Source organism: Mesorhizobium sp. M7A.F.Ca.US.008.03.1.1 (assembly GCF_003997495.1).
In the GTDB taxonomy this organism is placed as follows: Bacteria; Pseudomonadota; Alphaproteobacteria; order Rhizobiales; family Rhizobiaceae; genus Mesorhizobium.
Genome location: NZ_RZRU01000017.1, coordinates 29,540 through 54,920 on the forward strand (window position 1 = coordinate 29,540; position 25,381 = coordinate 54,920).

Here is a 25,381-nt window from a genome sequence, read left to right on the forward strand (position 1 = left end):
CTCACTCCTCTTCCGCCGCGCCAAATCCCGCTCCCATGGTGGCGCGGACAGGGCTGCCCCACGGCGTTGCGTGATTGTCGATACGCATCTGGAAGATAAAATAGGTCGGCGAACAGAAGCCGATGCCTATGACTTTGCCGATGCCAGGCGTGTCCGGCGGCAGCGACTGGCACATATAGTCCTCACGGCAGAAATGATCGGCCGAGCAGGCCGGTCGGTTGCCGCGATTAACGGCGCCGCCAAGGCATTGATCGAAGTTGTTGGTGGCCACGCAGATGTCGAATTTCTTGCCGCCGACCAGCCCGCAGATCTCGTTCGGTATAGGCTTGCCGGCTTTGAAGGCTGCAAATGTACGGTCCTTGTCGTCACAGCCGCGATAGGCGATCCCGGCAGGCACGCCGATCTTCGGCGGACGGCAGGTGTAGGCGGTGCGCGACACGTCAGGCGCGAAGGCCGCGAACTGGCCCGATTTGCTGTAGCGGTCGTTGAAAGGCTGCGCCGCGTTGCTGGCGATCGAACCGGTCAGGCAGGGATGGCCGGAAAACATTTTTTCGCTGTCCTTGGGCAGCAGGCATTGCGCCAGTTTCGTCCGCACTCCCGAAGCGGTGGCCAACGGGGTGCAGACGGTGCCGCCGCCGCATTGCCAGGTCGCACCGAAGCGGGCCGCATCTTCCGGCATCAGGCATGGCATCGCCATCTCGGCCGGCGCGTAGTCGACCGCGGTATCCGTCCAGGTCGCCGGCGGCGCAAAGGAGAGCGGCCGGAAGCGGTTCGGCTGCTTGCCTTCGGCCGTGGCGGCGAGCCATGCCTGGCGGCGCGGAATCTCGGCATGAAGATGCGGTGAAATATCAACCTCGATGCGGTTCAACGGCGACGTCGTCTTGTCGTCGAGTCCGATGAAATGGAAGCCGGCGGTGGAGCCGGCCTGATGGCAACCCTGGCAGGCGCCATTGTCCAGCCGCTCGACCAGCGCTTCCGGCGTGCGCACCAGTTTCAGCGTGGAATAATCGAGGGGTGCGAATTCCTTGGGTTGGAACAGTTGCGTAAACGGATGATTGGCCTGCCGCGCACTGCCGAAGGTCGACCATGAGATGATTTTCCTGGCCAGGAACTCGTCGGGAATTTCATAGACGCCTTCGTCAACCCCCGGCAGATTGGCGCCGACATAGGCGGCGAGCCGTGCCTTCAGCGCCGCGTCCTGCGAGAGCCGTACGATGTCAGGCGTGTTCTCCAGCGGCTTCTCGCTGATATCAGCGCCATCGATGCCGAATATCCGCATCAGATAGGCAGCCTGCCCGCCGAACTCGGTTTCCTGTCCGGAGGGAAAGCGCACCACCTGCGCGTTGAGCTCCAGCTGCTTGAAGGTCAGCCCGACCTTCTCCAGCGGCCCGCCGGTCAGCCAGCCGGCATCGACGGTCTCGTCGATCTGGGGCGTCCAGCGTCCGGCAACCCCGACGCAGCCGCCATCGGCATCGGGTGCGGCGTTGTAGACGGCGTTGAAATTGAACGGCAGGCGCGACGCCAGCAGCTTGCCGTTTTTGCGAAAGCTGTAGGCCAGGCGGTAGATGAAGCGCACCTCGCCGCAGCTCTTGTCGCCTTGCAGCACCGCAAAATCGCGACGGTCGAGCCGGTTGACGACGCCGACCAGCCGAAAACGCGCGGCATCGGTCTTCAGCCAGCGCATGTCCATGATGCGGCCGACATTGCCGTCGGTGACCTCGTAGAGCGGCCGCCCGCCGGCCTTCATCTCGGTGCGCAGCAGCGCAACATCGGAGGCTACCGTTTCGACGATGGCGTGATAGGCCGGCGCCTCGTCGTAGAGCGTCTTCAGACCGTCCTCACCGTCGACTCCGAAGACGTCTGCGAAGGCGAAACCCTTGGCATCGAGCGCGGCGAGCACCGCCGGATTGTCGACGACGGTCACAGGGCCTTCGGCGCGCGCCGTCGACGCCACGAAGGCGCCAAAGAGAGTAGCGAGCAACAGAGACAGAGGGCTGTTCATTGAGCAGCCGTGCGCGCGTCGAACAGTTCGCGCAGCACCGGCAGCAGCGCCAGCGGCAGATCCTCGGCGATCAGGCCGGGGCCGAACCGGCTGCCGGCCTCGGCATGCAGCCACACCGCCGCACAGGCCGCTTCGAACGCTGGCATGCCTTGTGCGAGCAGACCGGCAATGATGCCTGACAGCACATCGCCTGACCCGGCTGTGGCCAGCCAAGGCGCGCCGTTGGAATTGATCGCCGCTCTGCCATTCGGCGCCGCGATCACCGTATCGGCGCCCTTGTAGACGATGACGGCATTGGTCCGCGCTGCGGCAGCACGCGCTCTGTCTAGTTTCGACAGGGTCTTGTCGCCGGCGATATCGGCGAACAAGCGGCCGAATTCACCCTCATGCGGTGTGACCACCAAGGCTGGCGCATTCGGCTGACGGGCAGCTTCGAACAGCGCCTGCGGCTGATGGGCCAGAGAGGTGATGGCATCGGCATCGAGCACCATCGCACCGGCGTTGCTTGCAGCCGCCGATGTGCGTGCCTCCGTCGTCAGAGCTTTGATCAGTTGCAGGGCGAAATCGCCCACCTTGGGTTTGGGGCCGAGCCCCGGTCCGAACACCAATGCTTCGGGATGGCGGGCCGCCAAAAATTCCTGCACCTCTTCGAGCGAGCCCGCTTCTCGCAGCATGATCGAAGTCAAATGCGCGGCGTTCACCTGCATGGCATTGCCTGGCGACAGCACGGTGACCGCCCCCGTCCCGCTTCTCGCGGCAGCGAGCGCCGACAGCCGCGCCGCACCGGTCGCGCTGGGGCCGCCGGAAAAGACGCCGACATGGCCACGCTTGTATTTGTGAGCATCCACCGCCGGCACGGGCAAATCCCCCAACCACAGGTCCGGCACATTCTCGAAGGTCGAGACGGCGAGTTGGGCGATGATGCCGTCTGCAATGCCGATATCGGCGAGCACGATTTCACCGCATTGCCCGCGTCCCGGCAGCAGCAGGTGGCCAGGTTTCTTCCGTGCGAAGGTGATGGTGAGTTCGGCGCGAAACGCCCTGCCCAATATGTCGCCGCTGGTTCCCGAGACGCCCGACGGCAGGTCGACCGCAACCACAGGCATGCGCAGGGCTGTGGCGGTATCGACAGCTTTCGCGGCATCGCCGGACAGCGGCTTGGACAGCCCTGCCCCATAGAGCGCATCGACCACGATCGAGCCGGGCTCGGCGTCGAACCCAGACAGCGGCCGAGGCTTGATCGGGCATTCGGCGGCGGCGAGCGCCGCATCGCTTTCCGGCCTCGGCGCTCCGGATGACCAGATCGTTGTGCCGATGCCGCTGGCGGCCAGGATGCGGGCGACGACATAGCCATCACCGCCATTGTTGCCGGGACCGCACAGCACATGGACATGCGTCGCTGCGGGATAACGCTTGAGAATCTCAGCCGCGACCGCTTCGCCAGCGCGCCACATCAGGCCGATGCCGTCGGCTGGACCGGCGGCAATCGTCAGCCGATCGGCCTCGCTCATTTCGGCCGGGGAAAGAAGTTCGTTGCTCATGGATTGCCCATCCGCATGCGATCAAGCATTGTCCAATTTCGATCCTAAGCAAACAAGGGGGAGTTGCCGAGATCTGCAGCCATAACGTTGGCACGAAGGCATCGCGGGCAGAAAATTGCCTGAGGGATAGGCGATATGCCTGATTTTTGTGCGGACGTGAGTGCTGGCGCTGTGTAGGCTCTGGAAACCCATGCCGCTTCCGGTGCAGTGAATGACGCGAATTTGCATCCCGGTGCGGCGCGGCTTTGAAATCTTATGAGACCGCTTAGAATCCGCAGAATTGGCACAGTTCGTGCTTGATGGAGGCGCAAGCGGGGGGTCACAACCCGTTTTTTTGGCAGTGGAGGCCACTTTTTACATGAAAAAGATCGAAGCGATCATCAAGCCATTCAAGCTGGACGAAGTGAAGGAAGCGCTTCAGGAAGCCGGACTGCAAGGCATCACCGTCACCGAAGCAAAAGGCTTCGGTCGTCAGAAGGGCCATACCGAACTCTATCGCGGCGCCGAATATGTCGTCGACTTCCTGCCCAAGGTGAAGATCGAGGTCGTGCTCGGCGACGATGCGGTCGAAGGTGCGATCGAGGCCATCCGCAAGGCGGCCCAGACCGGCCGTATTGGCGACGGCAAGATTTTCGTTTCCAATATCGAGGAAGTCGTGCGAATCCGCACCGGCGAAACGGGCATGGACGCGGTCTGACCTGACCCCGCCATCTCCTGAAAACGTCATCATCAAAAAACGTCATCACACAGGGATACACGACATGACGACAGCCAAAGACATCATGAAGCAGATCAAGGACAACGACGTGAAATTCGTCGACCTGCGCTTCACAGACCCGAAGGGCAAGCTGCAGCACGTGACGATGGATGTCATCGAGGTCGAGGAAGACATGTTCGCCGACGGCGTGATGTTCGACGGCTCTTCGATTGCCGGCTGGAAGGCCATCAACGAGTCCGACATGGTGCTGATGCCCGATCCGGACACGGTTCACATGGATCCGTTCTTCGCCCAGTCGACCATGGTCATCCTGTGCGACATCCTCGATCCGGTTTCGGGTGAATCCTACAACCGCGATCCGCGCGGCACGGCCAAGAAGGCCGAGGCCTACATGAAGGCCGAAGGCATCGGCGACACCATCTACGTCGGCCCTGAAGCCGAGTTCTTCGTCTTCGACGACGTGAAATACAAGGCTGATCCCTACAACACCGGCTTCAAGCTCGACTCGACCGAACTGCCGTCGAACGACGACACCGACTACGAGACTGGCAATCTCGGCCACCGTCCGCGCGTCAAGGGCGGCTACTTCCCGGTGCCGCCGATCGACAGCGCGCAGGACATGCGCTCGGAAATGCTGACTGTGCTCGCCGAGATGGGCGTGCGCGTCGAAAAGCATCACCATGAGGTGGCGGCGGCCCAGCACGAACTCGGCATCAAGTTCGACGCACTGGTGCGCAACGCCGACAAGATGCTGATCTACAAATATGTCGTCCACCAGGTCGCCAACGCCTATGGCAAGACGGCCACCTTCATGCCGAAGCCGATCTTCGGCGACAACGGCTCGGGCATGCACGTCCACATGTCGATCTGGAAGAACGGCAAGCCGACCTTCGCCGGCAATGAATATGCCGGTCTGTCGGAAAGCTGCCTGTTCTTCATCGGCGGCGTCATCAAGCACGCCAAGGCGATCAACGCCTTCACAAACCCGCTGACCAATTCCTACAAGCGCCTGGTTCCGGGCTATGAAGCGCCGGTGCTGCTCGCCTATTCGGCGCGCAACCGCTCGGCCTCCTGCCGTATCCCGTTCGGCTCGTCGCCGAAGGCCAAGCGCGTCGAAGTCCGCTTCCCCGATCCGGGCGCGAACCCCTACCTCGCCTTCTCCGCACTGCTGATGGCCGGCCTCGACGGCATCAAGAACAAGATCCATCCCGGCCAGCCGATGGACAAGGATCTCTACGACCTGCCGCCGAAGGAGTTGAAGAAGATCCCGACCGTCTGCGGCTCGCTGCGCGAAGCCCTGCAAAGCCTCGACAAGGACCGCGGCTTCCTGAAAGCCGGCGGCGTCTTCGACGACGACCAGATCGACAGCTACATCGAGCTGAAGATGGCCGAAGTGATGCGCTTCGAAATGACCCCGCATCCGGTCGAATACGACATGTACTACTCCGTCTGAGATTTCAATCTCAGTCCAAGATTAGCTATAACGCTCAAGCCCTTGAAAGACTTCCCTCTTTCAAGGGCTTTTTGCTGCGCTCCGATAGGCCGCACCTGCTGATCGACCCGCGCGCGCCGGCTGGACATGAATCTGCGGTGAGTTTTCGATGATCGCGCGTATGCCTGGGTTCATGAGCCTGCGGTCCATGGCACGCACATGACGTCAATCCGGTGACTCAGTCCCAGGCTCAGCAACGTCCGATGGATGGAAAGCGGATCACTGTTCGATCGCGAACATGAAGCCTGGAGCGAGCGGAGCACTGTCTCAGGCTACAGTGACCGCTCGTCCGGCGCCCACGCCAATGCCGCCGTTCAAGAAAACCCCGCCCGTCCGAACAGCATTGCGTGACGTAACCCCAAGGACTGCGAATACGCATGCCGCAGCGTGATCTGTCAACGCCGCCAGCCGCGCCGCGAATGACCGATTCCGTTGTATGAACAGATGCTTATGGAAGGACCATCGCCCCGGATAAGGCTGGGAAAGGCGCTTTGCCGGGCTTTCTGGCGAGTGATCGCCGGAGACTCACACGGCTGCGGCCAGCATTCCCGGGCGATTTGCGACCGCCTGAATTGCCTGACTTTTTCTGGGTATGTTTTCCCAGGGATGCAGCCAGCCGGGTAGCGGCCAAAAAAAACCCCGGCGCGAACGAACGCCGGGGTCTTCTTGTCATAGTCCAAAAACTTACGCCGCGGCCGAAACCTGGGCGCTTGCCGGAACCGAGGCGATCGTCTTCAGGATCTGCGAGGCGATCTGGTAAGGGTCGCCCTGCGAGTTCGGACGGCGGTCCTCCAGATAACCCTTGTAGTCGCTCTTGATGAAGGAATGCGGCACGCGGATCGAGGCGCCACGGTCGGCAATGCCATAGCTGAACCGGTTCCACGGCGCGGTCTCGTGCTTGCCGGTCAAGCGCTTGTCGTTGTCCGGGCCGTAGACGGCGATGTGATCCATCAGGTTCTTGTCGAAGGCCGCCATCAGCGCTTCGAAATAGGCCTTGCCGCCCACTTCGCGCATATAGGCGGTCGAGAAGTTGGCGTGCATGCCCGAGCCGTTCCAGTCGGTGTCGCCGAGCGGCTTGCAATGGTATTCGATGTCGATGCCGTATTTCTCGGTCAGGCGCTGCATGAGGTAGCGGGCCATCCACATCTGGTCGGCGGCTTTCTTGGAGCCCTTGCCGAAAATCTGGAATTCCCACTGGCCTTTGGCCACTTCGGCGTTGATGCCTTCGTGGTTGATGCCGGCGGCGAGGCAGAGGTCGAGATGCTCCTCGACGATCTGGCGCGCGACAGAGCCGACATTGGAGTAGCCGACGCCGGTGTAGTACGGGCCCTGGGGTGCGGGGTAGCCGCTCTCGGGGAAGCCGAGCGGGCGGCCGTCCTTGTAGAAGAAGTACTCCTGCTCGAAGCCGAACCAGGCGCCCTCGTCATCGAGGATGGTGGCGCGCTTGTTGGAGGCATGCGGCGTGACGCCATCGGGCATCATGACTTCGCACATGACCAGCACGCCGTTGGTGCGGGCGGGATCCGGATAGACCGCAACCGGCTTCAGCACGCAATCGGAGCTGTGCCCTTCGGCCTGCTGGGTCGAGGAACCATCGAAGCCCCACAGCGGCAGCTGCTCGAGATCAGGGAATTCGGCGAATTCCTTGATCTGCGTCTTGCCGCGAAGGTTGGGGACCGGGGTGTATCCATCGAGCCAGATATACTCGAGCTTGTATTTCGTCATTCTAGAGCCTCTCGTTGCTGATCACCGAAGCTGGACGATGCCGGCATATGCCGAGCCATCCGGCAGACCGGCTGCCGGTTAATAAAATGCAAGTCATGTGCCATTTGCGCAGCGCGGGGTGCGTCAAAAGTGCCCATTTTATCCCGCCGATGCGGCCAGCCGTCTAAGCGATGCGTGGGGATCGATCAAAAGCCAAATCTGTTTAAATAACAGGCAAATACTGATCTTTCTTTAGGCATATTGCCTAAACGAGTCGCAGTACCTATCTTGATGGAAAGATGAATCGATAAGGGTTCGCAAGAGAAAGGCGACCGACCATGGAAATCACGTCAGCCCGTCCGTCGGCAAAAATCCTGATGTTCCCGGTGGCATCCCGGGCCTCTGCCTCAAATTTAGGCGTAAAGGCTAAGTTCGCGGCAGAGCTTGCTTCCCTGCGCGATCACCCGGCGAACCATGGCGAGGCCTGGTACCACGAGGCCGCCATCGCTGAAGCGGATCAGCCTCGCAAGAGCTAAGGCAATTCGCGGGACTGGCCAAAGAGAGGCCCTGGAATTGAAAAGCCCGGCGCGATTGCTCGCGCCGGGCTTTTTTACACCTGTGTCCTCGCCTATTCCTTGGCGTGCAGGTCGGTACCGAGCGTGTCCTTGACGAAGATCATGCCGATGACCAGCGTTATCGCCGCGATCACAACCGGATACCAAAGGCCGTAATAGATGTCGCCTTTGTAGGCACTGAGCGCGAACACGGTGGCCGGCAGCAGGCCGCCGAACCAACCATTGCCGATGTGATAGGGCAGCGACATGCCGGTGTAGCGGATGCGGGTCGGGAACATCTCGACCAGGATCGCCGCGATCGGCCCGTAGACCATGGTCACGAACAACACCAGAATGAACAGGATGCCGATCGTCATCGGCCAATTCACGGACGCCGGATCGGCGTACATGGCGAACGCGCCGCCGCCTGGAATATTGTAGACGGTGACTTCGGGTGCGCCCGCTGCCTCGTCGGTGGTCAGCAGCTTGTCCTTGACCGCCTGGTCGATCGGCACCGTCGCCTTCTCACCGGCGCGGATGGCGGCGGCGTCCAGCTTCAGTTCCGGGTTGGCGGCGACAAACGCGTCGAGCTTCTGGTCCGCAACCTTGATTGCCGCGCGCTTCAGCGGATAGCCGCCATCCCGCAACGAGATGTTGACGGCTTTCACGAAGGCCGCGTCCTTGGCCTTGGCCTGATCGCCGGCGGCGACAGCGTCGTAGGAATCCACCGTTTCGTTGCCGATCTTGACCGATGCGGGTGTTCCGGCCGCGGCCGTCGACACCACATCATAGGGAACCGAGTTCTTGGTCAGGAACGAAGTCGCGATATCGCAGGATGTCGTGAACTTCGCTGTGCCGACCGGATTGAACTGGAACTTGCAGTCGCCAGGTGCAGCCGTCACCGTCGCCCGTGTGTTCTGCTGGGCCGTGGCAAGCGCCGGATTGGCAGCCCAGGTCAGCGCCTTGAACAGCGGGAAGGTGCAGACAATCGCCAAGGCAAGCCCAGCCATAATAATCGGCTTGCGGCCGATCTTGTCAGAGAGCCAGCCGAAGACGACGAAGAAGATCGAGCCGATCGCCAGTGCGATGGCGATCATGATGTTGACCGACTGCGCATCGACCTTCAGCACGTTGGTCAGGAAGAACAGCGCGTAGAACTGGCCGTTGTACCAGACTACGGCCTGGCCGGCGGTGAGGCCGAGCAGCGCCAGGATCGCAATCTTAGCATTCTTCCACTGGCCGAAGGCTTCCGTCAGTGGCGCCTTGGAGCCCTTGCCCTCATCCTTCATGCGCTGGAAGGTCGGTGATTCGGAGAGAGAAAGCCGGATCCAAATCGAGATGCCCAGCAGCAGAAAGGATACGATGAACGGAATACGCCAGCCCCAGGCAGCATAGTTTTCCTTGCTCAATGAAGCCTGGACGATCAGGATCACAATCAGCGACAGGAACAGGCCGAGCGTCGCCGTCGTCTGGATCCACGAGGTGTAGTAGCCGCGCCGGTTGTCCGGCGCATGCTCGGCGACGTAAGTGGCCGCACCGCCATATTCGCCACCGAGCGCCAGGCCCTGCAGCATGCGCAGGATGATCAGGATCACGGGAGCCGCGATGCCCAAGGTCGCATAGCCAGGCAGCAAGCCGACCAGGAAAGTCGACAAGCCCATGATCGTCATGGTGACGAGGAAGGTATATTTACGGCCGACAAGGTCACCGATGCGGCCGAACAGCAAGGCGCCGAACGGGCGCACCAAGAAGCCGGCGGCGAAAGCCAGCAGCGCAAAGATGTTGCGCGTCGCTTCCGGAATGGCAGGACTGAAAAAGGTCGAACCAATGAACACTGCCAGCGATCCGTAGAGATAGAAATCATACCATTCGAAAACGGTGCCGAGCGAGGAAGCGAAGATGACTTTCTTCTCTTCCCGCGTCATGCCGCGGCTTGTTCCGCCGGCGGTCGATGCTATTGCCATTGCGTTTATCCTCCCGTGAGACCCGTTCTCGATGCTGCGCGACACCGTCCGCGTTCTCCTCCGAGCACGGACTCAACGACAGCCATTCGGGAAAAATGACAGAAACCGCCCGCCAAAGGCAGCGCGTCTTTGGGATTATGACTTTGGTATTAGGTGCGCTGCGGGATGAAACCGGGCGAGCTGGGAAACCCCTAGCCCTTGAGCGCTTCCAGCAGGCCGACAGCAGCCATCATGTCGCGCTTGCGAGCCGCGCGGCGGGCAACGGCCTCTGCATCCTGCCCCCAGTGCTCGATCTGCCAGTCCTCGTCGACATAGCCGGCGGCCCAGGCAGAATCGGCATCGAGTTCGCCGAAATCGACAGCCAGCGCCAGCAGAGCCGAGCCGGTCAGCGAGGTCATCACGTGGATGGCGGCCAGCCGCAGCGGCTCAGTTCGCTGGGCAAGATGGCTGCCCAGCACGGCGATGCTTTCGCGCGGCTGCTCGACATGGATGATCCCCTCGGCGAGATTGAAGCGAGCCCCGAGCGTCGCCCTCGCCCAGTCGATCACAGGGTCCCAATGCTGGTTCTGCCGCTCCACCAGCCCTTGGGGTGCGTCGGCGCGATAGCAGAGCAGATCGGATGAGGCAAAGCGCAGGATATCCTCCAGCACCGCCTGCGGGTCGCTGGCGACGCCGTCGATGGCGGTGTTGACGAGACGCATCACCGGCATGGTCACCGGATCGATGGTCTCGCTTTGGGCGGCGAACTCGTCGGCGACGAGCGCGGCTGCCGCCTCGGTAGGCAGCGCCAGCAGCGCCTTGCCTGGGGTGCGCACCGGCTTGCCGTCGAGATGCACGGCGAAGCCATTGTCGACAGGTGCGACAGAGGCGGCCTTGTAGAAGCGCTTCGGCAGATGCGTCTTCATCTGGATCCGGGCGCGGCGCACAGGATCCGGGTCGGAGAGATATTTGCCCGCTTCGAGGTCGTTGAGGATATCACGCATGAAGGTCTCTCTTACACCGGCGTCAGCTTGCGCGCCGGCCGGTTGACGATGATCAGGCCGGCGGCAATGAGGCCAAGTGCCAGGAAAATGCGCATGGTCAGCGGCTCATTCAAGAACATGGCGCCGCACAAAACGCCGAAAACCGGCGACAGGAAGGTGAAACTGGACAGGCCTGATGCCGGATAGCGCCGCAGCAGCCAGAACCACAGCACATAGGTGAAGGCGACGATGTAGACAGCCTGGAAAAGCAGCGCCAAAGTCGGCAGCACGGTCGGGTCGCGAACGGGCGGGCCGGCGAGAGGCAGCACCAATACGCCTACGATCGCTGCCCCGGCGAGCTGGTAAAGCAGAAGCTTCTCGGCGCTCGCCTCGACCAGCTTCGACCGCTTGATGAGGACGTTGGTCAAAGCCCAGAAGAATCCGGAGCCAAGGCTCAGCAGATCGCCGAACAGCATGTCTCCACCACCGCCAAGCTTGTCGGAAAACACCGCGGCAAGGCCGGCAAAGGCCAGCAGCAGGCCAAGGAATTTTCTCAACGTGATCTGCTCGCCGAGCAGGAAATGGCCGCCGAGCAGCATCCAGAACGGCATCGTGTTGACCAGCAGCGTGTTGCGGGCAACGGTCGTATGCTCCAGGCCGACATAAAGGCAAAGGAACTCGATGCCGAAAAGCGCGCCAACCACGATGCCGGCGAGCAAAGTCCCGTCGGGCGTGAAAAGCGCGATGCCGCGCCACCGGCACCAGGCAAAGACACACAGGCCACCGATGATCGAGCGCGCGATCGACAGGAAAACCGGGTCATAGCCGGCGTAGGAGATCTTGGCGGCGACGTAATTCAGCCCCCAGGAAAAGGTCAGTCCGACCATGATGGCGGCGGCGGCCATGTCGACCGTGTCGCGCCGGTCGAGCGCGTCGGTGGCGCCGCTCACGATCAGTCCTCCGCGCTGGCGTCGTCGAAGCCGATCAGGTTCCAGCTCTGGCGCATGTGCGGTGGCATTGGCGCGGTGACATCGATGACGCCCTTGTCGGGATGCGGAATGATGATGCGGCGGGCGTGCAGATGCAGGCGGTTTTGAATGCCGCCGGGAAAGTCCCAGTTGGTGTCGGCCTCGAAATATTTCGGATCGCCCAGGATCGGGCAGCCGATGTGGGCGGCATGAACGCGAAGCTGGTGGGTGCGGCCGGTATAAGGCTCCATCTCCAGCCAGGTCATCGTCTGCGCCGCCTGCTCGATGATCCGGTAATAGGACACGGCATGGTCGGCGCCCTTTTCGCCGTGCGCGGCGATACGCACGCGGTCACCATCCGGCGTCGGCTCCTTGATCAGCCAAGTCGAGATCTTGTCCTCGCGCTTGGGCGGCACGCCCTTGACCAGTGCCCAATAGGTCTTCTTGGTCTCGCGGGCGCGAAACGCTTCCGAGAGCTTCATGGCGGCCAGCCGGCTGCGGGCGACGACCAGCACGCCCGAGGTGTCGCGGTCGAGCCTGTGAACCAATCTGGGCTTCTCGCCCTTCTGGTTGCGCCAGGCCTCCAGCATGTCGTCGACATTGCGGGTGACGCCCGAGCCGCCCTGCACCGCAAGGCCCGCCGGCTTGTTGAAGACGAAAACCTTAGGGTCTTCATGGATCAGCATTTTCGACAGGACATCGGCATCGCCCTGGTTGCGGATCGAGTGGCCAGTCAGCGCACTCTCGCCCTTCTTGTCGACCTCGAGCGGTGGGACGCGAACCATCTGGCCGGGCTCGACACGAGTGTCGGCCTTGACCCGGCCGCCGTCGACACGGATCTGGCCGGAGCGCAGAAGCTTCTGCAAATGGCCGAAACCAAGGCCCGGGAAATGGGTCTTGAACCAGCGGTCGAGCCGCATGCCCGCCTCGCCGGCCTCCACCGTGATCTGTTCAACGCCTGCCATGTTTTTTGTCGCTTATCCGTTTCCCGAGCGAAGCCCGGCCTGTTCTTGGCGCGGCAATAGCACTAAGGCAGGCTTCTTGCGAGCCAAAGTCCCAGAAACAGGGCGATAATGGCGCCAATGACGCTGGCAAGGGCATAACCCAGCGCAGGCAGCGTGGCTCCCCGCTCCCACAGCGTCGCGAAGTCGAGCGAAAAGGCTGAGAAGGTTGTGAAGCCGCCAAGAATGCCGGTCGCAACGAACAGCCTGATCTCGTTCGATCCGCCACGGCGCATCATGGAGGCGATGAACAGCCCCATGGCGAAGGAGCCGATGACGTTGATGGCCATCGTGCCCCAGGGATAGTTAGGGCCGACAAGGCGCAGCGCGCCGATGTTGGTGAGGTGACGAATTCCGGCACCGATCCCGCCACCGGCGATGACGAGAAGCAGATTGAACATGACCGTTTACTGCCCCCACAGGGCTGCCCGGTCAATCCCTCGTTGTGGGCGCAACCGCACAGATCAGCCGAGCTCGTCACCACTCAGGCGTTGCCCATCCCGGATATTTTTTCCTGAGTTCGTTATAGAGGTCATCGATCTCCGTTTTGCCGACAGGGCGCACCTGTTCGTAGAGGTAGCCCTTGACGTTGCCGGACAGCTGGTACGCTGCAATGCGCCTGTATGCTGCGCCGATGCCTTTGCCTTCGACAATGTATTGGTCTGGTATCGAGACACAGAGCTGCGCACCCGGCTGCAGATGGACGACAGGCGGGTCGGTCACGACAACGTATTTGGACTTCAACGCCGCCGGTCTGAATCGATCGCGACTATCGACCTGACAAGCCCACTCGATGCGAGGGTAAAGGTCCTTGTCCATTTCATACAGCAATGAGTCGCTCATGATCCCGCTGGATGCAAATACCGACAGCCGGTCCCCCGGTCCCATCTTTCCAAGAAGGTCATCGATAAGGCGCCTGTATTCTGGAAGATTGTCGAGGTGCAGCGGGAGCGTGGCTTCCCTGGCAAAGACGTAGCTGATCGGTGACAGCACCTGACGGCCAATCGGGAAAAAAGTACCGAAAAACGCCAGCACGGCGCCAACGGCTATCGCGGCGTTCGACCATCGCGATCTCAGCGCCGGCATCGAAACGATCGCAACGATTGCTTGGGCGTAGGCAGGAAAGAGCCAAAGAAACATTGGCACCGAATGATGGCGATCCGGGTCCTGCATGCGGGTGAAGAGGAAGAAGGTGAGTACCGAAGCAACGGCACAGAACAGGGAAAATATGTTTCGGCGTATGATGGAGACGTAAAGGCCAAATAAGATCAACAGCCAGTTCACATAGCTGAGCCGTGATCCTACCTGGTCAAGCTGTGAAACGAAGCTTGTCTTGTATCCGCTGTAAAGGTCGCCATAGCTGGTTCCCAGTATCTTGAGGATCAGGGGCTGCTGGAAGGTCAGGGCGGCTCCGACAACCACGAGGATCGCACACAGGCCCCCGACGGCGGCATTGCGGAGTGCCGGAAAGTCCCGGTCTTTCGCGACCTGCAGAAGACAGAAGAAGGCTGCGGAAATTCCGACCCCGATGACGGGATAGGCATACCAGCGGCGCAGCACGAATGCCAACCACAGGCATACGCCGACACGTATACCGCTGATCACCGGTTCACGGGTCAGGAACCTCGATTTCCAGAGAAAATAGGTTGCCGCGCAAAGCGCGAGACAGCCGGCAATGTCAGGCAACCCACGAAGCGTTGCCGCCCAGAAGGGCGTGTAGAGAAAGGCCGCAATCCATACGGTGAGCCAGCTTCGGCATGAAGACGTCCCGGTCGCCGCCTCCAGATAGCTCATTCTGCCGACAAGAAGAGCGGTCGGGACCAGATAAACAGCGACTATTCCGGCGATGTAGGAAAACCTCGAATCGCCAAAAATGATGTGAAACGGCATCAGCGGCACCAGGATCGCCGCACTGTAGTCATCCGTGGCGATCGAGGTCCTCAAATGGCTGAGCCACTCGAGAGGGCTCTGAATCAAGAGCGTGCCTTGCCGGCTAAACGTGTCGAAATAGGCAGCGAAGTCCCAGTAATAGACAGGCTGTTCAAGCCCTACATAGCTGAGAGCAAGAGCGACTCCCAGAAGAGCGGCGCACACATATGTCGTTGCCCAAAATCCGAGAGATTTGTTCTTCGTCACTTGCGGCCGCCAGAAGGAGAAGAGGCAGAACTATCGAAGCCAGCCCGGGACCACCGTTTATGCAGCCAGGACCCGTTCCGGCGCATGAGCGGCCGACAAGGATGGCCAAGTCTCACATGCAGAGCACCCAAATGCCGCCGGCGGGGCCGGCAGCGCCGATTTTCTAAAGCTCAGGTCGTCCCGGCATTCTTCGGCTTGGTCGAACCGATCATCTTCCAGTTCTTGTAGAACATGGAATTGATGCGCTCGACGCTCACCGAGACAATGGCGAGCATGCCCGCGATGAGGCGGGGAACCGGGGATGGCCTGATAATGTCCATGAACACGCAGTAGCGGCGGCCGTCATACTCGTTGACCGAGCGATGCAGCAGCGTGTCGTCGAAGATGAACAGCGGATTGTCGTACCAGTAATTCTTGACGTTGCCGCATTCGACGAAAATCTCCGACTTCACCGGGATCAGATTGTAGAGAATGCGCAGGCTGAGCCGCAGCGGGCCGAAATGCCAGGACGTCGATTCGCGCTTGCTGAACACGGAAACGGCGATGGTCTTGATGTATTTGAAATCCTTGTTGAACTCGGCGACATTGTCGATCCTGTGCTTGCCGTACCACTGGTAGACATACATGCCGCGCCGGCCGGCGCCGAAATTGGCATCGATGTCGGCGATGATCTCATCCTTGCGCGCCTTGAAGATGTCCAGGACCTCGTTGACCTCGCGCTGATAGTCGGCGGGAAACTGCTCCAGCTTCCAGACGCCCGGATTTCTGTAGCACAGGAGGTCGACCAGCAGATTGAACGGCGAAAGCAGCCAGGTGAACAGGCCATTGCCGAGAAAATAGCCTGAGAACAGCGACAGATCCTTCCTGTCGTTGCGCAACACATCGATGAGGCCGCAGATGATGAAGATCGTCGTCAGGATGGGAATGAAATAGAAGCCAAGGGCGAGGAGCGGGATGGCAATGGCGAATTTGCGAAGGGATTTGCGAAGGTTTTTTGTCATTTTTCCACGCGCGACGCGCGATCCTGTTGCGAATGAGGGTGCCAAAATCAGGGCAACGGCCACCGCCCGGCCGTGCGCCTTGATAAGGTTTTTTGGGTCACCACACAACGGCCGCGGTATCGCGGCCGGCTGGCTGCCTGGTGAAGCCTGCCGGTGTCAGGTCAGTGCACCGCCGGCAGGCCAAGCTCGTCCCATTTTTCCCTGGGGACCAGATCGCCAACCAGGAATTCGAAGCCGACGACGCTTTCGCCGTCGCCAGCCAGTTGGCACCTGAATTTCAGACCATACCAGTTTCTGCGACTGCGGAAAGCAGCACCATTCGCGGCGATCGTGGTTCCAGTGATTTTTTCCTGCGCCGTTGCGTAGGGTACGACCCGCTCCGGCTGAAAATCCGTGCGCCATCGGCGGATCTGATCCATGGCTTCGAGATTGCACAATTGCACCATGCGCTCGTCGGACGCGAAGGTGGCGAGATCGGCGCGCGCCTGCCGGCTGCGCGGATCGGCCAGCGTCTTGGCCGACAGCATTTCGGTCGGCCGGATCATGGCCGCGGCGGTGGGCGGTTGGGATACGGGTGGGCTCGAAGCGAGTGGCGGTACAGCTGCTTCCCGCACCTCAGGCACTGCCGGTGCCACTGGCGTCGGCGGCGGCCTGGTCGAGGCCTCGAACTGTTGCGGCGTCAGGATGTCGACCGACACCCGCTCCTCATCCAACCGCTTCGGCCGCTTCGGCAACGGCATCAAGGCCAGCATCGCGGCGAGCAGCGTGTGGAAAACGACCGCGGCGGGAATGCCCCACGGCGAAGCCTCATCTCGGAGCGTGACGACGACCGGGTCACGCAAGCCTGCTATTCCCGCTCTTTGCGCAGCTTCGCCCAATAATCGAGCCGCTTCCTGATGTCGCGCTCGAAGCCGCGCTCGGGGGGATCGTAGAAGGTCTGGCGGCCCATTTTCTCCGGAAAATAATCCTGCCCCGAAAAGGCATCCGGCTCGTCATGATCGTAACGATAGCCGGCGCCGTAATCCTCCTCTTTCATCAGCTTGGTCGGCGCATTGAGGATGTGCTTGGGCGGCAGCAGCGAGCCGTGCTCCTTCGCGGCCCGCGTGGCCGCTTTGAAAGCGTTGTAGACGGCGTTGGATTTGGGTGCGGTGGCGAGATAGACGGTGGCCTCGGCAAAGGCGAGTTCGCCTTCGGGCGAGCCGAGATAGTCGTAGGCATCCTTGGCGGCATTGGCGACGACAAGCGCCTGCGGGTCGGCAAGGCCGATGTCTTCCATGGCCATGCGCACCAGCCGGCGGCCTAGATAGAGCGGATCCTCGCCGGCATCGAACATGCGTGCAAGATAGTAGAGAGCCGCGTCAGGATCTGAACCGCGTACCGATTTGTGCAGCGCCGAGATCAGATTGTAATGGCCGTCCTGGCCCTTGTCGTAGATCGGCGCTCGGCGCTGGACGATGCGCTGCAGGCCCTCAGGATCGAAGACCTCGCCCGGTTTGGCTGCCCGCCAGACTTCTTCCGCGAGTGTCAGCGAGGCCCGGCCATCGCCATCGCTCATGCGTATGAGCATGGCCCGCGCCTCGTCGTCGAGCGGCAGCGCCCTGCCCTCGGTTTCCTCGGCCCGTACCATCAGCTTGGAGATGCTCTCCTCGCCAAGCGAATGGAAGACCAGAACGCGCGCGCGCGACAGCAGAGCGGCATTGAGTTCGAAGGACGGGTTTTCGGTCGTGGCGCCAACCAGCACGACTGTCCCGTCCTCCATGACGGGGAGGAAACTGTCCTGCTGGGCGCGGTTGAAGCGATGTATCTCATCGACGAACAGCAAGGTCTGGCGGCCATTGGCGCGGCGCAGCTTGGCTGCTTCGAACACCTTCTTCAGGTCGGCGACGCCAGAAAAGACGGCCGATATCTGCTCGAAGGCCAGGCTGGTTTCGCCGGCGAGCAACCGCGCCACGGTCGTCTTGCCGGTGCCGGGCGGCCCCCAGAAGATCATTGAGCCGAGCGAACCCGAACCGATCAGCCGGGTCAGCGCGCCGTCGGGGCCGGTCAGATGCTCCTGGCCGACGACCTCGCCAAGATTCTTCGGCCGCAGCCTGTCGGCCAGCGGCCGCCCTAGCGGCGCCTTTTCCGGTTCATCGACGCTGAACAGATCGGCCATGCACTTCTTTTTCGTTGGAGCATGAGCCCGAATGGACGGGCTGTGCCCTAGTAACGCAACACCTGACGCAGTATCTGCCCGCCGCGCTCGACGGTAAAGCGCCACCAGCGTGTATCCGTCTTGGCCGCCAGCTCCAGGGTCGCGGCGGTATCGATGGTGGTGCCGTTCACCTCGCGCACGATGTCGCCCGGCTGGAAGCCGAAATCGGCGGCCGGTGAATCGCGGTTGATGTCGACCACGGTGACGCCCTTGATGTCCGTGCGCAGGCCAAGCCGCTGAGCGAGCCGGGGCGACAGTTCCGCGACCTTGGCGCCCGAGAACGGGCTGCGGCCATGCAGCGTCACCTCGGCAGCCTTCATGCCTTCCGGGGCGCGCTCGAGCGCGATGTCCATCGCCGCCTGCTGGCCCTTGGTCAAAACCGCGAAATTGGCGGTGGTGCCGATCGACAGCGTCGCCATCCGGTAGTCCAGCGCTTCGATGCTCTCGACCGGCTTGCCGTTGAGCTGCAGCACGACGTCGCCAGGCTTGAGCCCCGCCTTGGCGGCCGGGCCGGTCGCCTCGACCGACGAGACCAGTGCACCGGTCGGCTTCTCCATGCCGAGCGATTCTGCGATCTGCGGCGTCACCGCTTCGAACTCGGCGCCGATATAGGGCCTCTCGAAGAAGTCGAGCCCGGCCTTGGCCGCGTCGGCAAAGGCGCGAACCATGTTCGAGGGAATGGCAAAGCCGATGCCGATCGAACCGCCGCTGCGGCTGTAGATGGCCGTGTTGATGCCGACCAGCTGGCCGCCCATATTGATCAGCGCACCGCCGGAATTGCCGGGATTGATGGCGGCGTCGGTCTGGATGAAGAAGCTGGAATCGGAGACGCCGATATGGCTGCGGGCCAGTGCCGAGACGATGCCGCTGGTGGTGGTCTGGCCGACGCCGAAGGGGTTGCCGATGGCCAGCAGCAGATCGCCGACCTCGAGCGCGTCGGAATCGCCGATGGCAATGACCGGAAACGGCTTGTCCGAGGTGATCTTGAGCACGGCAAGGTCGAGCGTCTCGTCCTTGAGCAGCACCTTGCTGTCGAACTCACGCCCGTCCGCGGTCGCCACCTTGACCTGATCGGCATCCTTGATGACGTGGTAATTGGTGACCACGACGCCGGTCGGGTCGACCAGCACGCCGGAGCCCAGAGAAGACTGCGCCCGCGGCTGCGAATGGCCAAAGAATTCCTCGAAGAACGGATCGCCGTCGAAAGGCGACGTCACCTTTGCGGTCTGCGAGGCATAGACATTGACCACGGCCGGCGCCGTTTGCTTGACCAGCGGCGCAAACGAGAGCTGCACTTCTTCGCGGCCGAACGGCACGCGCTTGTCGGGACCAGCCGTGGCGTTTTCGCCTTCCACGCCATGCAGAAGGTCGGTCAGCACATCGGACAGGCCGGGATCGGTCTTGGTCTCCTCGGCCAATGCCTGCCTGACCGCCGGTGCGGCCGCAAACGCCATCATGGCGAAAAGCAGAACGAAGGGCAGTCTTCTGGCGCGCATTCGCGAATCCTCCAAGGCAAGTTCGGGGGCATTGTCCCGACGATTGTGCAAAATGAAAGGCTAAGCCGCTGAAATCCGATTATTTTGGACTGCAAAGCAGCTATAGGTCGACTTGGAACTGAAAAACTGGTCGGACCTCATGACAAAAAAACTCCTGTCATTCCGTGACTTTTTGAGGACCGGCACTTTGGGGCCTGTTTCCCCTTTTCTGAAAATGATCGACATCGCCAGTGTGCTAGGTCCGCCCGACGGCTGGATCACGGAACATGCAGAGACAATTCCGGTCTACTGGACTTTTGGAAAGCTCGAAATTTCCTTTGCTGAAGAAGCACCTCATCAGATGAACTGGTTTCAGATCGAAGAAGCAGGCTATCTCGAAGGAGATTTTGAGATTCTCACCGATCGCCTTGTGCTCTCATTGGATGGGTTCCGTGGAGACACGAAGCCTTCGGAATTCCTGGCTGCCGGCCTTTGGACTCCAGAAGAGGCAGCAGTGTTCTACGCCGCCGTGAGCGACGATATCTTGCTGAACATCTGCGCGGGTCCCATCCAGATTCATTTCCGAGTCGATACGGACTTCATCGAAGACGGGGACGCCAAAGAATACCTGGCCGGTTCCGCCGTGCCGCAATTGGTCAGAGATATCGATTCCCATGCCACTCTCGACAGTATCTATTCCTATTCCCAGCCGGCGTTCGAAGAGATCCCCGGCGCTTTCAATTGGAATCTACTGAGCGGTCGCGACTACCTGACCGTCGCTCGATAGACCAAAGACGCTGGCAACAAAAAAGGGCCCGCAGGCCCCTTTGAACTCAATTGGGAAAACCGAGCCTTATGCGGCTGCGGCGTCCGCGTCAGCGCTTTCGGCTTCGATGCGGGCGCGGTCGCCGGCGCCCTTGGCCGAGACGTCGCGATCGACGAACTCGATGACGGCCATGGCGGCGTTGTCACCGTGGCGGAAGCCGGCCTTCATGATGCGCAGATAGCCGCCATTGCGGCTGGCGTAGCGCGGCGCGATGGTGTCGAACAGACGCTTGACGACGCCTTCATTGCCGATCTGGGCAATGACCTGGCGGCGGGCATGCAGGTCGCCGCGCTTGCCGAGCGTCACCAGCTTCTCGACGATCGGACGCAGGTCCTTCGCCTTCGGCAAGGTCGTGACGATCTGCTCGTGCTCGAGCAGCGACACGGCGAGGTTGGCGAACATCGACTTGCGATGGCTAATGCTTCGGGCGAAGCGACGGCCTTTGAAACCGTGGCGCATGGCTCTTTTCCTTCTTCAGTTGTTCAAGAGGCCGCGGCCTCTGATGGTTTTCCGCATGACCGTCGGATCGAGCGGCTCACGCCGCCGATCCTTGGAATTCATGCTCAATATTGGTCTTCGTAACGCTTGGCGAGGTCTTCGATGTTTTCCGGCGGCCAGTCCGGCACTTCCATGCCGAGGTGCAGGCCCATCGCCGCCAGGACTTCCTTGATCTCGTTCAGCGACTTGCGGCCGAAGTTCGGGGTGCGCAGCATCTCGGCTTCGGTCTTCTGGATCAGGTCGCCGATATAGACGATGTTGTCGTTCTTCAGGCAGTTGGCCGAACGCACCGAAAGCTCGAGTTCGTCGACCTTCTTGAGCAGCGCCGGGTTGAAGGCGAGCTCGGTGACGGCCTCGGCGGCGACTTCCTTCTGCGGCTCGTCGAAGTTGACGAACAGGCCGAGCTGGTCCTGCAGGATGCGGGCGGCGAAAGCCACCGCGTCCTCGCCGGTGATCGAACCGTCGGTCTCGATCGTCATGGTCAGCTTGTCATAGTCGAGAACCTGGCCCTCGCGGGTGTTTTCGACCTTGTAGGAGACCTTCTTGACCGGCGAATAAAGGCTGTCGACCGGGATCAGGCCGATCGGCGCGTCTTCGGCGCGGTTGCGGTCGGCCGGCACGTAACCCTTGCCGGTGTCGACGGTGAATTCCATGCGGATTTCAGCGCCTTCGTCCAGCGTGCAGATGACGTGGTCGGGATTGAGGATCTCGACGTCGCCAACCGTCTGGATGTCGCCGGCAAGAACCGCACCCGGTCCCTGCTTGCGAACGACCATGCGCTTGGGACCATCGCCTTCCATGCGGATGGCGATTTCCTTGATATTCAAGACGATGTCGGTCACGTCCTCGCGCACACCGGCGATGGACGAGAATTCATGCAGAACGCCGTCGATCTGCACGGCGGTGACAGCCGCACCGCGCAGCGAAGACAGAAGCACGCGGCGCAGCGCGTTGCCCAGCGTCAGGCCAAAGCCACGCTCGAGCGGTTCGGCGACCAGCGTGGTCAGCGTCTTCTTCTTCGACGAGAACTCGATCTTGTTCGGCTTGATCAGTTCCTGCCAATTTTTCTGGATCATGATGCTTTCCTTCCGTTGACCCGCCACCATCCAATCGTGGCGGGCGACCTGGAATGCCGTGGAGGAGCGCCCAGGGCGCTCGCGCGGCGTTCGGTAAATGCTTAGACGCGACGCTTCTTGCGCGGGCGGCAGCCATTGTGCGGGATCGGCGTCACATCACGGATCGAGGTGATGGTGAAGCCGGCCGCCTGCAAGGCGCGCAGTGCCGATTCACGACCGGAGCCGGGTCCGCAGACCTCGACTTCGAGCATGCGCATGCCGTGTTCCTGGGCCTTCTTGGCAACATCCTCGGCAGCCATCTGGGCAGCGAACGGGGTCGACTTGCGCGAACCCTTGAAGCCCTGGGCACCGGCCGACGACCAGGCGATCGAATTGCCCTGCGCGTCGGTGATGGTGATCATCGTGTTGTTGAAGGTCGAATTGACGTGGGCAACGCCCGACGAGATGTTCTTGCGTTCGCGACGGCGAACACGAGCGGCTTCCTTGGCCATGATAGTCCTTTCAGTTGATCTCTACACCGCCGTAATGCCAGCGGCTCCACCTAGAAGAGTGAATAGGGAGTTAGTGGGTAGTGACGAGGTGCGGGCGCTAGCGCCGCTTCTCACTACTCACTACCAACTACTTACTCTTATTACTTCTTCTTGCCGGCGATCGACTTGGCCGGGCCCTTGCGGGTGCGCGCATTGGTATGCGTGCGCTGGCCACGGACCGGCAGCGAGCGGCGGTGACGCAGGCCGCGGTAGCAGCCGAGGTCCATGAGCCGCTTGATGTTCATCGAGACTTCGCGGCGCAGGTCGCCTTCAACCTGGTAATCGCGGTCGATGGTTTCGCGGATCTGCAGCACTTCCGCGTCGGTCAGCTGGTTGACGCGACGCTCGGCCGGGATGCCGACCTTGTCGACGATCTCCTGGGCGAACCGCTTGCCAATGCCGTGAATGTACTGAAGCGCAATGACAACGCGCTTGTTGGTCGGAATGTTGACGCCGGCTATACGAGCCATGTTCTTCCCTTCTCCATGTGGGCCAGCCAATCCTCAAAAACAAGGCAGGCTCGGCGCTGTCTTAAGTTGCCCCGCGTCCGGTGGAGGCCGGCCCATGCGGGAGTTTCCAGTTCAATGCGGCTGCCTTGCCCTTGCGGACAAGCAAAGCTCATGCCTGATAGGAAGACGGGCCGCCATACCGCAGCGGACCGCTCCCGTCAAGTGCAATCGTTAATTTCCCCGCACTGCGTCCTTGAGCACCGCTTCGATCTGTTCCGTCACGGCGTCGATATCGGCCATGCCGTCGACACTGCGGAGCTTGCCCTTGGCATAGTAGTAACCAATCAGCGGCGACGTCTTCTTGTAATATTCCCTCAGGCGTTCTTCGAACACGGTCGGGTTGTCATCCTTGCGAACGGGAAGGCCGGCAGCCTGCGCCTCGTCGGCACGCTTGACGATCCGGCCAACCAGGGCCTTGTCGTCGACCACGAGCTCAATGACGGCGTCGAGGCCCTGGGAGCGATCCGACAGCATCTGCTCGACCGCATCCGCCTGCACCAGGGTCCGCGGATAGCCGTCGAGGATGAACCCCTTGGCGCAGTCGGGCTGATCGATACGTTCGGCGACGATCGCGTTGACGATCGCGTCGGACACCAGTTCACCGGCATCCATCACCGCCTTGGCGCGCTTGCCCACTTCGGTGCCTGCCTGGACGGCAGCACGCAGCATGTCGCCCGTCGAGAGCTGGGGTATGCCGTGTTTTTCTACCAGTCTTTGTGCTTGCGTCCCCTTGCCCGCTCCTGGCGGCCCAAGCAATATCAACCTCATCTGGCTTTCTTCCCCCCGCGCAGCTTCGACTTCTTGATCAGGCCTTCATACTGGTGCGCGATCAGGTGACCCTGAATCTGCGCAACCGTATCGAGCGTGACACTGACCACGATCAGAAGCGATGTGCCACCAAGGTAGAATGGTACGCCAGTCGCCGAGATCAGGAACTCCGGCAGCAGGCACACCAGCACCAGATAGATGGCGCCGACGACGGTGATGCGGGTGAGAACGTAATCGATGTAATCGGCGGTGCGCTCGCCCGGACGATAACCCGGGATGAAGCCTGAATGCTTCTTGAGCTGGTCGGCGGTGTCCTTCGGGTTGAAGACAATCGCAGTGTAGAAGAAGGCGAAGAACACGATCATCGCCGCATAGAATGCCATGTAGAGCGGCTGGCCATGGCCGAGCGCGGCCAGGATGGTGCTTGCCCAAGCCGGCATGTTGGTCGTCTGCGAGAAGCCTGCGACGGTGGCCGGCAGCAACAGCAGCGACGAGGCGAAGATCGGCGGAATGACACCCGACGTGTTGAGCTTCAGCGGCAGATGCGAGGTATCGCCCTGGAACATGCGGTTGCCGACCTGGCGTTTCGGATACTGGATCAGCAAGCGGCGCTGGGCGCGCTCGAAGAACACGATGAGCGCGATGACGACGACGGCCAGCACGATGATCGCCAGGATCAGGCCGGTCGACAGCGCGCCGGTGCGGCCAAGCTCCAGCGTGCCGGAGATGGCGTGCGGCAGGCCGGCGACGATGCCGGAGAAGATGATCAGCGAAATGCCGTTGCCGATGCCGCGGGCGGTGATCTGCTCGCCCAGCCACATCAGGAACATGGTGCCGCCGACCAGCGTGACGACGGTCGAGATGCGGAAGAACATGCCGGGATCGCTGACGATGCCATTGCCGCCTTCCAGACCGACAGAAATGCCATAGGCCTGAACCAGTGCAAGCAGCACGGTGCCGTAGCGCGTGTACTGGTTGATGACCTTGCGGCCCTGTTCGCCTTCCTTCTTCAGCGCTTCCAGGGACGGGATGACAGAGGTCATCAGCTGCATGATGATGGAGGCTGAGATGTAAGGCATGATGCCGAGCGCAAAGATCGCCATGCGCTGCACGGCGCCGCCGGCGAACATATTGAACATGCCGAGCACACCCTTGCTCTGCGAAGAGAAGGCCTGGGCGAAGGCGTCGGGATTGATACCGGGAAGCGGGATGTAGGTGCCGAGGCGATAAACGAGCAGCGCGCCGATCGTGAACCAGATGCGCTTCTTCAAATCCTCCGCCTTGGCGAAGGCCGAGAAATTCAGATTCGAGGCTAATTGTTCAGCAGCCGAAGCCATGCCTGATTCTCCGCTTGGTAACGCTTGATGGCCCTGAGGTCAGGCGGCGCGTTTCACCGAAGCTCACGAGATAAGCTCCGGGCTCTAAACATGCAAGCGGCCGCGTTGACGCGGCCGCCTCGTTG

General features: G+C 61.5%; 23 protein-coding genes. 4 read left to right on the forward strand and 19 right to left on the reverse strand.

Annotation, left to right across the window (positions count from 1 at the left end; translation table 11 throughout):
• Position 1: 1 nt before the first annotated feature.
• Positions 2-2,002 carry a hypothetical protein gene (locus EOA16_RS22060; RefSeq protein WP_127260162.1) on the reverse strand — a complete coding sequence of 667 codons (2,001 nt, stop codon included), beginning with the start codon at positions 2,000-2,002 and terminating at the stop codon, positions 2-4.
• Entirely contained in the window at positions 1,999-3,543 is a 1,545-nt protein-coding gene (locus EOA16_RS22065; RefSeq protein ID WP_127260163.1) for an NAD(P)H-hydrate dehydratase, read from the reverse strand. The genes EOA16_RS22060 and EOA16_RS22065 overlap by 4 nt, the downstream gene beginning before the upstream one ends.
• 358 nt (positions 3,544-3,901) lie before the next feature.
• Here EOA16_RS22065 and EOA16_RS22070 point away from each other — a divergent pair, with 358 nt between their 5' ends.
• Both EOA16_RS22070 and glnA read left to right on the forward strand, forming a co-directional pair.
• Entirely contained in the window at positions 3,902-4,240 is a 339-nt protein-coding gene (locus EOA16_RS22070) for a P-II family nitrogen regulator (protein WP_006205430.1), read from the forward strand.
• A 64-nt stretch (positions 4,241-4,304) separates the two neighbouring features.
• Positions 4,305-5,714, forward strand: a complete 1,410-nt coding sequence (gene glnA / locus EOA16_RS22075; protein WP_112395089.1) for a type I glutamate--ammonia ligase — start codon at positions 4,305-4,307, stop codon at positions 5,712-5,714.
• A gap of 723 nt (positions 5,715-6,437) precedes the next feature.
• On the opposite strand, the gene EOA16_RS22080 is transcribed toward glnA, so the two are convergent.
• Positions 6,438-7,478: a glutamine synthetase beta-grasp domain-containing protein gene (locus tag EOA16_RS22080; RefSeq protein ID WP_127260164.1), complete on the reverse strand. Its 1,041-nt coding sequence runs from the start codon at positions 7,476-7,478 to the stop codon at positions 6,438-6,440.
• Between the two features lie 317 nt (positions 7,479-7,795).
• Here EOA16_RS22080 and EOA16_RS22085 point away from each other — a divergent pair, with 317 nt between their 5' ends.
• Positions 7,796-7,993, forward strand: coding sequence for a DUF2735 domain-containing protein (locus tag EOA16_RS22085; protein ID WP_127260165.1), 198 nt, complete (start codon positions 7,796-7,798; stop codon positions 7,991-7,993).
• A 92-nt stretch (positions 7,994-8,085) separates the two neighbouring features.
• Here the strand turns inward: EOA16_RS22085 and EOA16_RS22090 are convergent, their stop codons facing one another.
• From EOA16_RS22090 to EOA16_RS22135, 10 genes are all read right to left on the reverse strand, one after another.
• Positions 8,086-9,975, reverse strand: coding sequence for an MFS transporter (locus EOA16_RS22090; RefSeq protein ID WP_127260166.1), 1,890 nt, complete (start codon positions 9,973-9,975; stop codon positions 8,086-8,088).
• A 191-nt stretch (positions 9,976-10,166) separates the two neighbouring features.
• Complete coding sequence (locus tag EOA16_RS22095) at positions 10,167-10,958, reverse strand: ATP12 family chaperone protein (RefSeq protein ID WP_127260167.1); 792 nt, start codon at positions 10,956-10,958, stop codon at positions 10,167-10,169.
• A gap of 11 nt (positions 10,959-10,969) precedes the next feature.
• A complete protein-coding gene (locus tag EOA16_RS22100; protein WP_164754358.1) occupies positions 10,970-11,842 on the reverse strand; it encodes a DMT family transporter in 873 nt (290 codons plus the stop codon).
• Positions 11,843-11,889: 47 nt separating this feature from the next.
• Positions 11,890-12,870, reverse strand: a complete 981-nt coding sequence (locus EOA16_RS22105) for an RluA family pseudouridine synthase (RefSeq protein ID WP_127260169.1) — start codon at positions 12,868-12,870, stop codon at positions 11,890-11,892.
• Between the two features lie 62 nt (positions 12,871-12,932).
• The gene (gene crcB / locus EOA16_RS22110) at positions 12,933-13,307 is read right to left on the reverse strand and encodes a fluoride efflux transporter CrcB (RefSeq protein ID WP_127260170.1); all 375 of its coding nucleotides are present in this window, start codon (positions 13,305-13,307) and stop codon (positions 12,933-12,935) included.
• A 76-nt stretch (positions 13,308-13,383) separates the two neighbouring features.
• Positions 13,384-15,042, reverse strand: a complete 1,659-nt coding sequence (locus EOA16_RS22115) for a hypothetical protein (RefSeq protein WP_127260171.1) — start codon at positions 15,040-15,042, stop codon at positions 13,384-13,386.
• A gap of 170 nt (positions 15,043-15,212) precedes the next feature.
• Positions 15,213-16,043 carry an aspartyl/asparaginyl beta-hydroxylase domain-containing protein gene (locus tag EOA16_RS22120; protein WP_127260172.1) on the reverse strand — a complete coding sequence of 277 codons (831 nt, stop codon included), beginning with the start codon at positions 16,041-16,043 and terminating at the stop codon, positions 15,213-15,215.
• Between the two features lie 161 nt (positions 16,044-16,204).
• Positions 16,205-16,885 carry a DUF930 domain-containing protein gene (locus tag EOA16_RS33300; protein ID WP_245455996.1) on the reverse strand — a complete coding sequence of 227 codons (681 nt, stop codon included), beginning with the start codon at positions 16,883-16,885 and terminating at the stop codon, positions 16,205-16,207.
• Between the two features lie 5 nt (positions 16,886-16,890).
• Positions 16,891-18,198 (reverse strand): replication-associated recombination protein A, encoded by a 1,308-nt coding sequence (locus EOA16_RS22130; RefSeq protein ID WP_127260173.1) that lies wholly within the window; start codon positions 18,196-18,198, stop codon positions 16,891-16,893.
• A gap of 47 nt (positions 18,199-18,245) precedes the next feature.
• Entirely contained in the window at positions 18,246-19,733 is a 1,488-nt protein-coding gene (locus tag EOA16_RS22135) for a DegQ family serine endoprotease (RefSeq protein WP_127260174.1), read from the reverse strand.
• A 112-nt stretch (positions 19,734-19,845) separates the two neighbouring features.
• Between EOA16_RS22135 and EOA16_RS22140 the strand changes: the two genes are divergently transcribed.
• Positions 19,846-20,499: a hypothetical protein gene (locus EOA16_RS22140; RefSeq protein ID WP_127260175.1), complete on the forward strand. Its 654-nt coding sequence runs from the start codon at positions 19,846-19,848 to the stop codon at positions 20,497-20,499.
• A 66-nt stretch (positions 20,500-20,565) separates the two neighbouring features.
• Here the strand turns inward: EOA16_RS22140 and rplQ are convergent, their stop codons facing one another.
• From rplQ to secY, 6 genes are all read right to left on the reverse strand, one after another.
• Positions 20,566-20,997, reverse strand: coding sequence for a 50S ribosomal protein L17 (gene rplQ / locus EOA16_RS22145; protein WP_127260176.1), 432 nt, complete (start codon positions 20,995-20,997; stop codon positions 20,566-20,568).
• A 104-nt stretch (positions 20,998-21,101) separates the two neighbouring features.
• Entirely contained in the window at positions 21,102-22,112 is a 1,011-nt protein-coding gene (locus EOA16_RS22150; protein WP_013531438.1) for a DNA-directed RNA polymerase subunit alpha, read from the reverse strand.
• Between the two features lie 101 nt (positions 22,113-22,213).
• Positions 22,214-22,603, reverse strand: a complete 390-nt coding sequence (gene rpsK / locus EOA16_RS22155) for a 30S ribosomal protein S11 (RefSeq protein ID WP_006205444.1) — start codon at positions 22,601-22,603, stop codon at positions 22,214-22,216.
• A gap of 140 nt (positions 22,604-22,743) precedes the next feature.
• A complete protein-coding gene (gene rpsM / locus EOA16_RS22160; RefSeq protein ID WP_013531437.1) occupies positions 22,744-23,112 on the reverse strand; it encodes a 30S ribosomal protein S13 in 369 nt (122 codons plus the stop codon).
• A 210-nt stretch (positions 23,113-23,322) separates the two neighbouring features.
• Entirely contained in the window at positions 23,323-23,919 is a 597-nt protein-coding gene (locus EOA16_RS22165; RefSeq protein WP_013531436.1) for an adenylate kinase, read from the reverse strand.
• Positions 23,916-25,256, reverse strand: a complete 1,341-nt coding sequence (gene secY / locus EOA16_RS22170) for a preprotein translocase subunit SecY (protein WP_127260177.1) — start codon at positions 25,254-25,256, stop codon at positions 23,916-23,918. The genes EOA16_RS22165 and secY overlap by 4 nt, the downstream gene beginning before the upstream one ends.
• Positions 25,257-25,381 lie beyond the last annotated feature (125 nt).

Excerpts from the sequence above, each read along its gene's own strand:
- EOA16_RS22060 (WP_127260162.1), bottom strand. The coding sequence starts at position 2,002 with ATGAACAGCCCTCTGTCTCTGTTGCTCGCTACTCTCTTTGGCGCCTTC.
- EOA16_RS22065 (WP_127260163.1), bottom strand. The coding sequence starts at position 3,543 with ATGAGCAACGAACTTCTTTCCCCGGCCGAAATGAGCGAGGCCGATCGG.
- EOA16_RS22070 (WP_006205430.1), top strand. The coding sequence starts at position 3,902 with ATGAAAAAGATCGAAGCGATCATCAAGCCATTCAAGCTGGACGAAGTG.
- glnA (WP_112395089.1), top strand. The coding sequence starts at position 4,305 with ATGACGACAGCCAAAGACATCATGAAGCAGATCAAGGACAACGACGTG.
- EOA16_RS22080 (WP_127260164.1), bottom strand. The coding sequence starts at position 7,478 with ATGACGAAATACAAGCTCGAGTATATCTGGCTCGATGGATACACCCCG.
- EOA16_RS22085 (WP_127260165.1), top strand. The coding sequence starts at position 7,796 with ATGGAAATCACGTCAGCCCGTCCGTCGGCAAAAATCCTGATGTTCCCG.
- EOA16_RS22090 (WP_127260166.1), bottom strand. The coding sequence starts at position 9,975 with ATGGCAATAGCATCGACCGCCGGCGGAACAAGCCGCGGCATGACGCGG.
- EOA16_RS22095 (WP_127260167.1), bottom strand. The coding sequence starts at position 10,958 with ATGCGTGATATCCTCAACGACCTCGAAGCGGGCAAATATCTCTCCGAC.
- EOA16_RS22100 (WP_164754358.1), bottom strand. The coding sequence starts at position 11,842 with ATGGCCGCCGCCGCCATCATGGTCGGACTGACCTTTTCCTGGGGGCTG.
- EOA16_RS22105 (WP_127260169.1), bottom strand. The coding sequence starts at position 12,870 with ATGGCAGGCGTTGAACAGATCACGGTGGAGGCCGGCGAGGCGGGCATG.
- crcB (WP_127260170.1), bottom strand. The coding sequence starts at position 13,307 with ATGTTCAATCTGCTTCTCGTCATCGCCGGTGGCGGGATCGGTGCCGGA.
- EOA16_RS22120 (WP_127260172.1), bottom strand. The coding sequence starts at position 16,043 with ATGACAAAAAACCTTCGCAAATCCCTTCGCAAATTCGCCATTGCCATC.
- EOA16_RS22130 (WP_127260173.1), bottom strand. The coding sequence starts at position 18,198 with ATGGCCGATCTGTTCAGCGTCGATGAACCGGAAAAGGCGCCGCTAGGG.
- EOA16_RS22135 (WP_127260174.1), bottom strand. The coding sequence starts at position 19,733 with ATGCGCGCCAGAAGACTGCCCTTCGTTCTGCTTTTCGCCATGATGGCG.
- rplQ (WP_127260176.1), bottom strand. The coding sequence starts at position 20,997 with ATGCGCCACGGTTTCAAAGGCCGTCGCTTCGCCCGAAGCATTAGCCAT.
- EOA16_RS22150 (WP_013531438.1), bottom strand. The coding sequence starts at position 22,112 with ATGATCCAGAAAAATTGGCAGGAACTGATCAAGCCGAACAAGATCGAG.
- rpsK (WP_006205444.1), bottom strand. The coding sequence starts at position 22,603 with ATGGCCAAGGAAGCCGCTCGTGTTCGCCGTCGCGAACGCAAGAACATC.
- rpsM (WP_013531437.1), bottom strand. The coding sequence starts at position 23,112 with ATGGCTCGTATAGCCGGCGTCAACATTCCGACCAACAAGCGCGTTGTC.
- EOA16_RS22165 (WP_013531436.1), bottom strand. The coding sequence starts at position 23,919 with ATGAGGTTGATATTGCTTGGGCCGCCAGGAGCGGGCAAGGGGACGCAA.
- secY (WP_127260177.1), bottom strand. The coding sequence starts at position 25,256 with ATGGCTTCGGCTGCTGAACAATTAGCCTCGAATCTGAATTTCTCGGCC.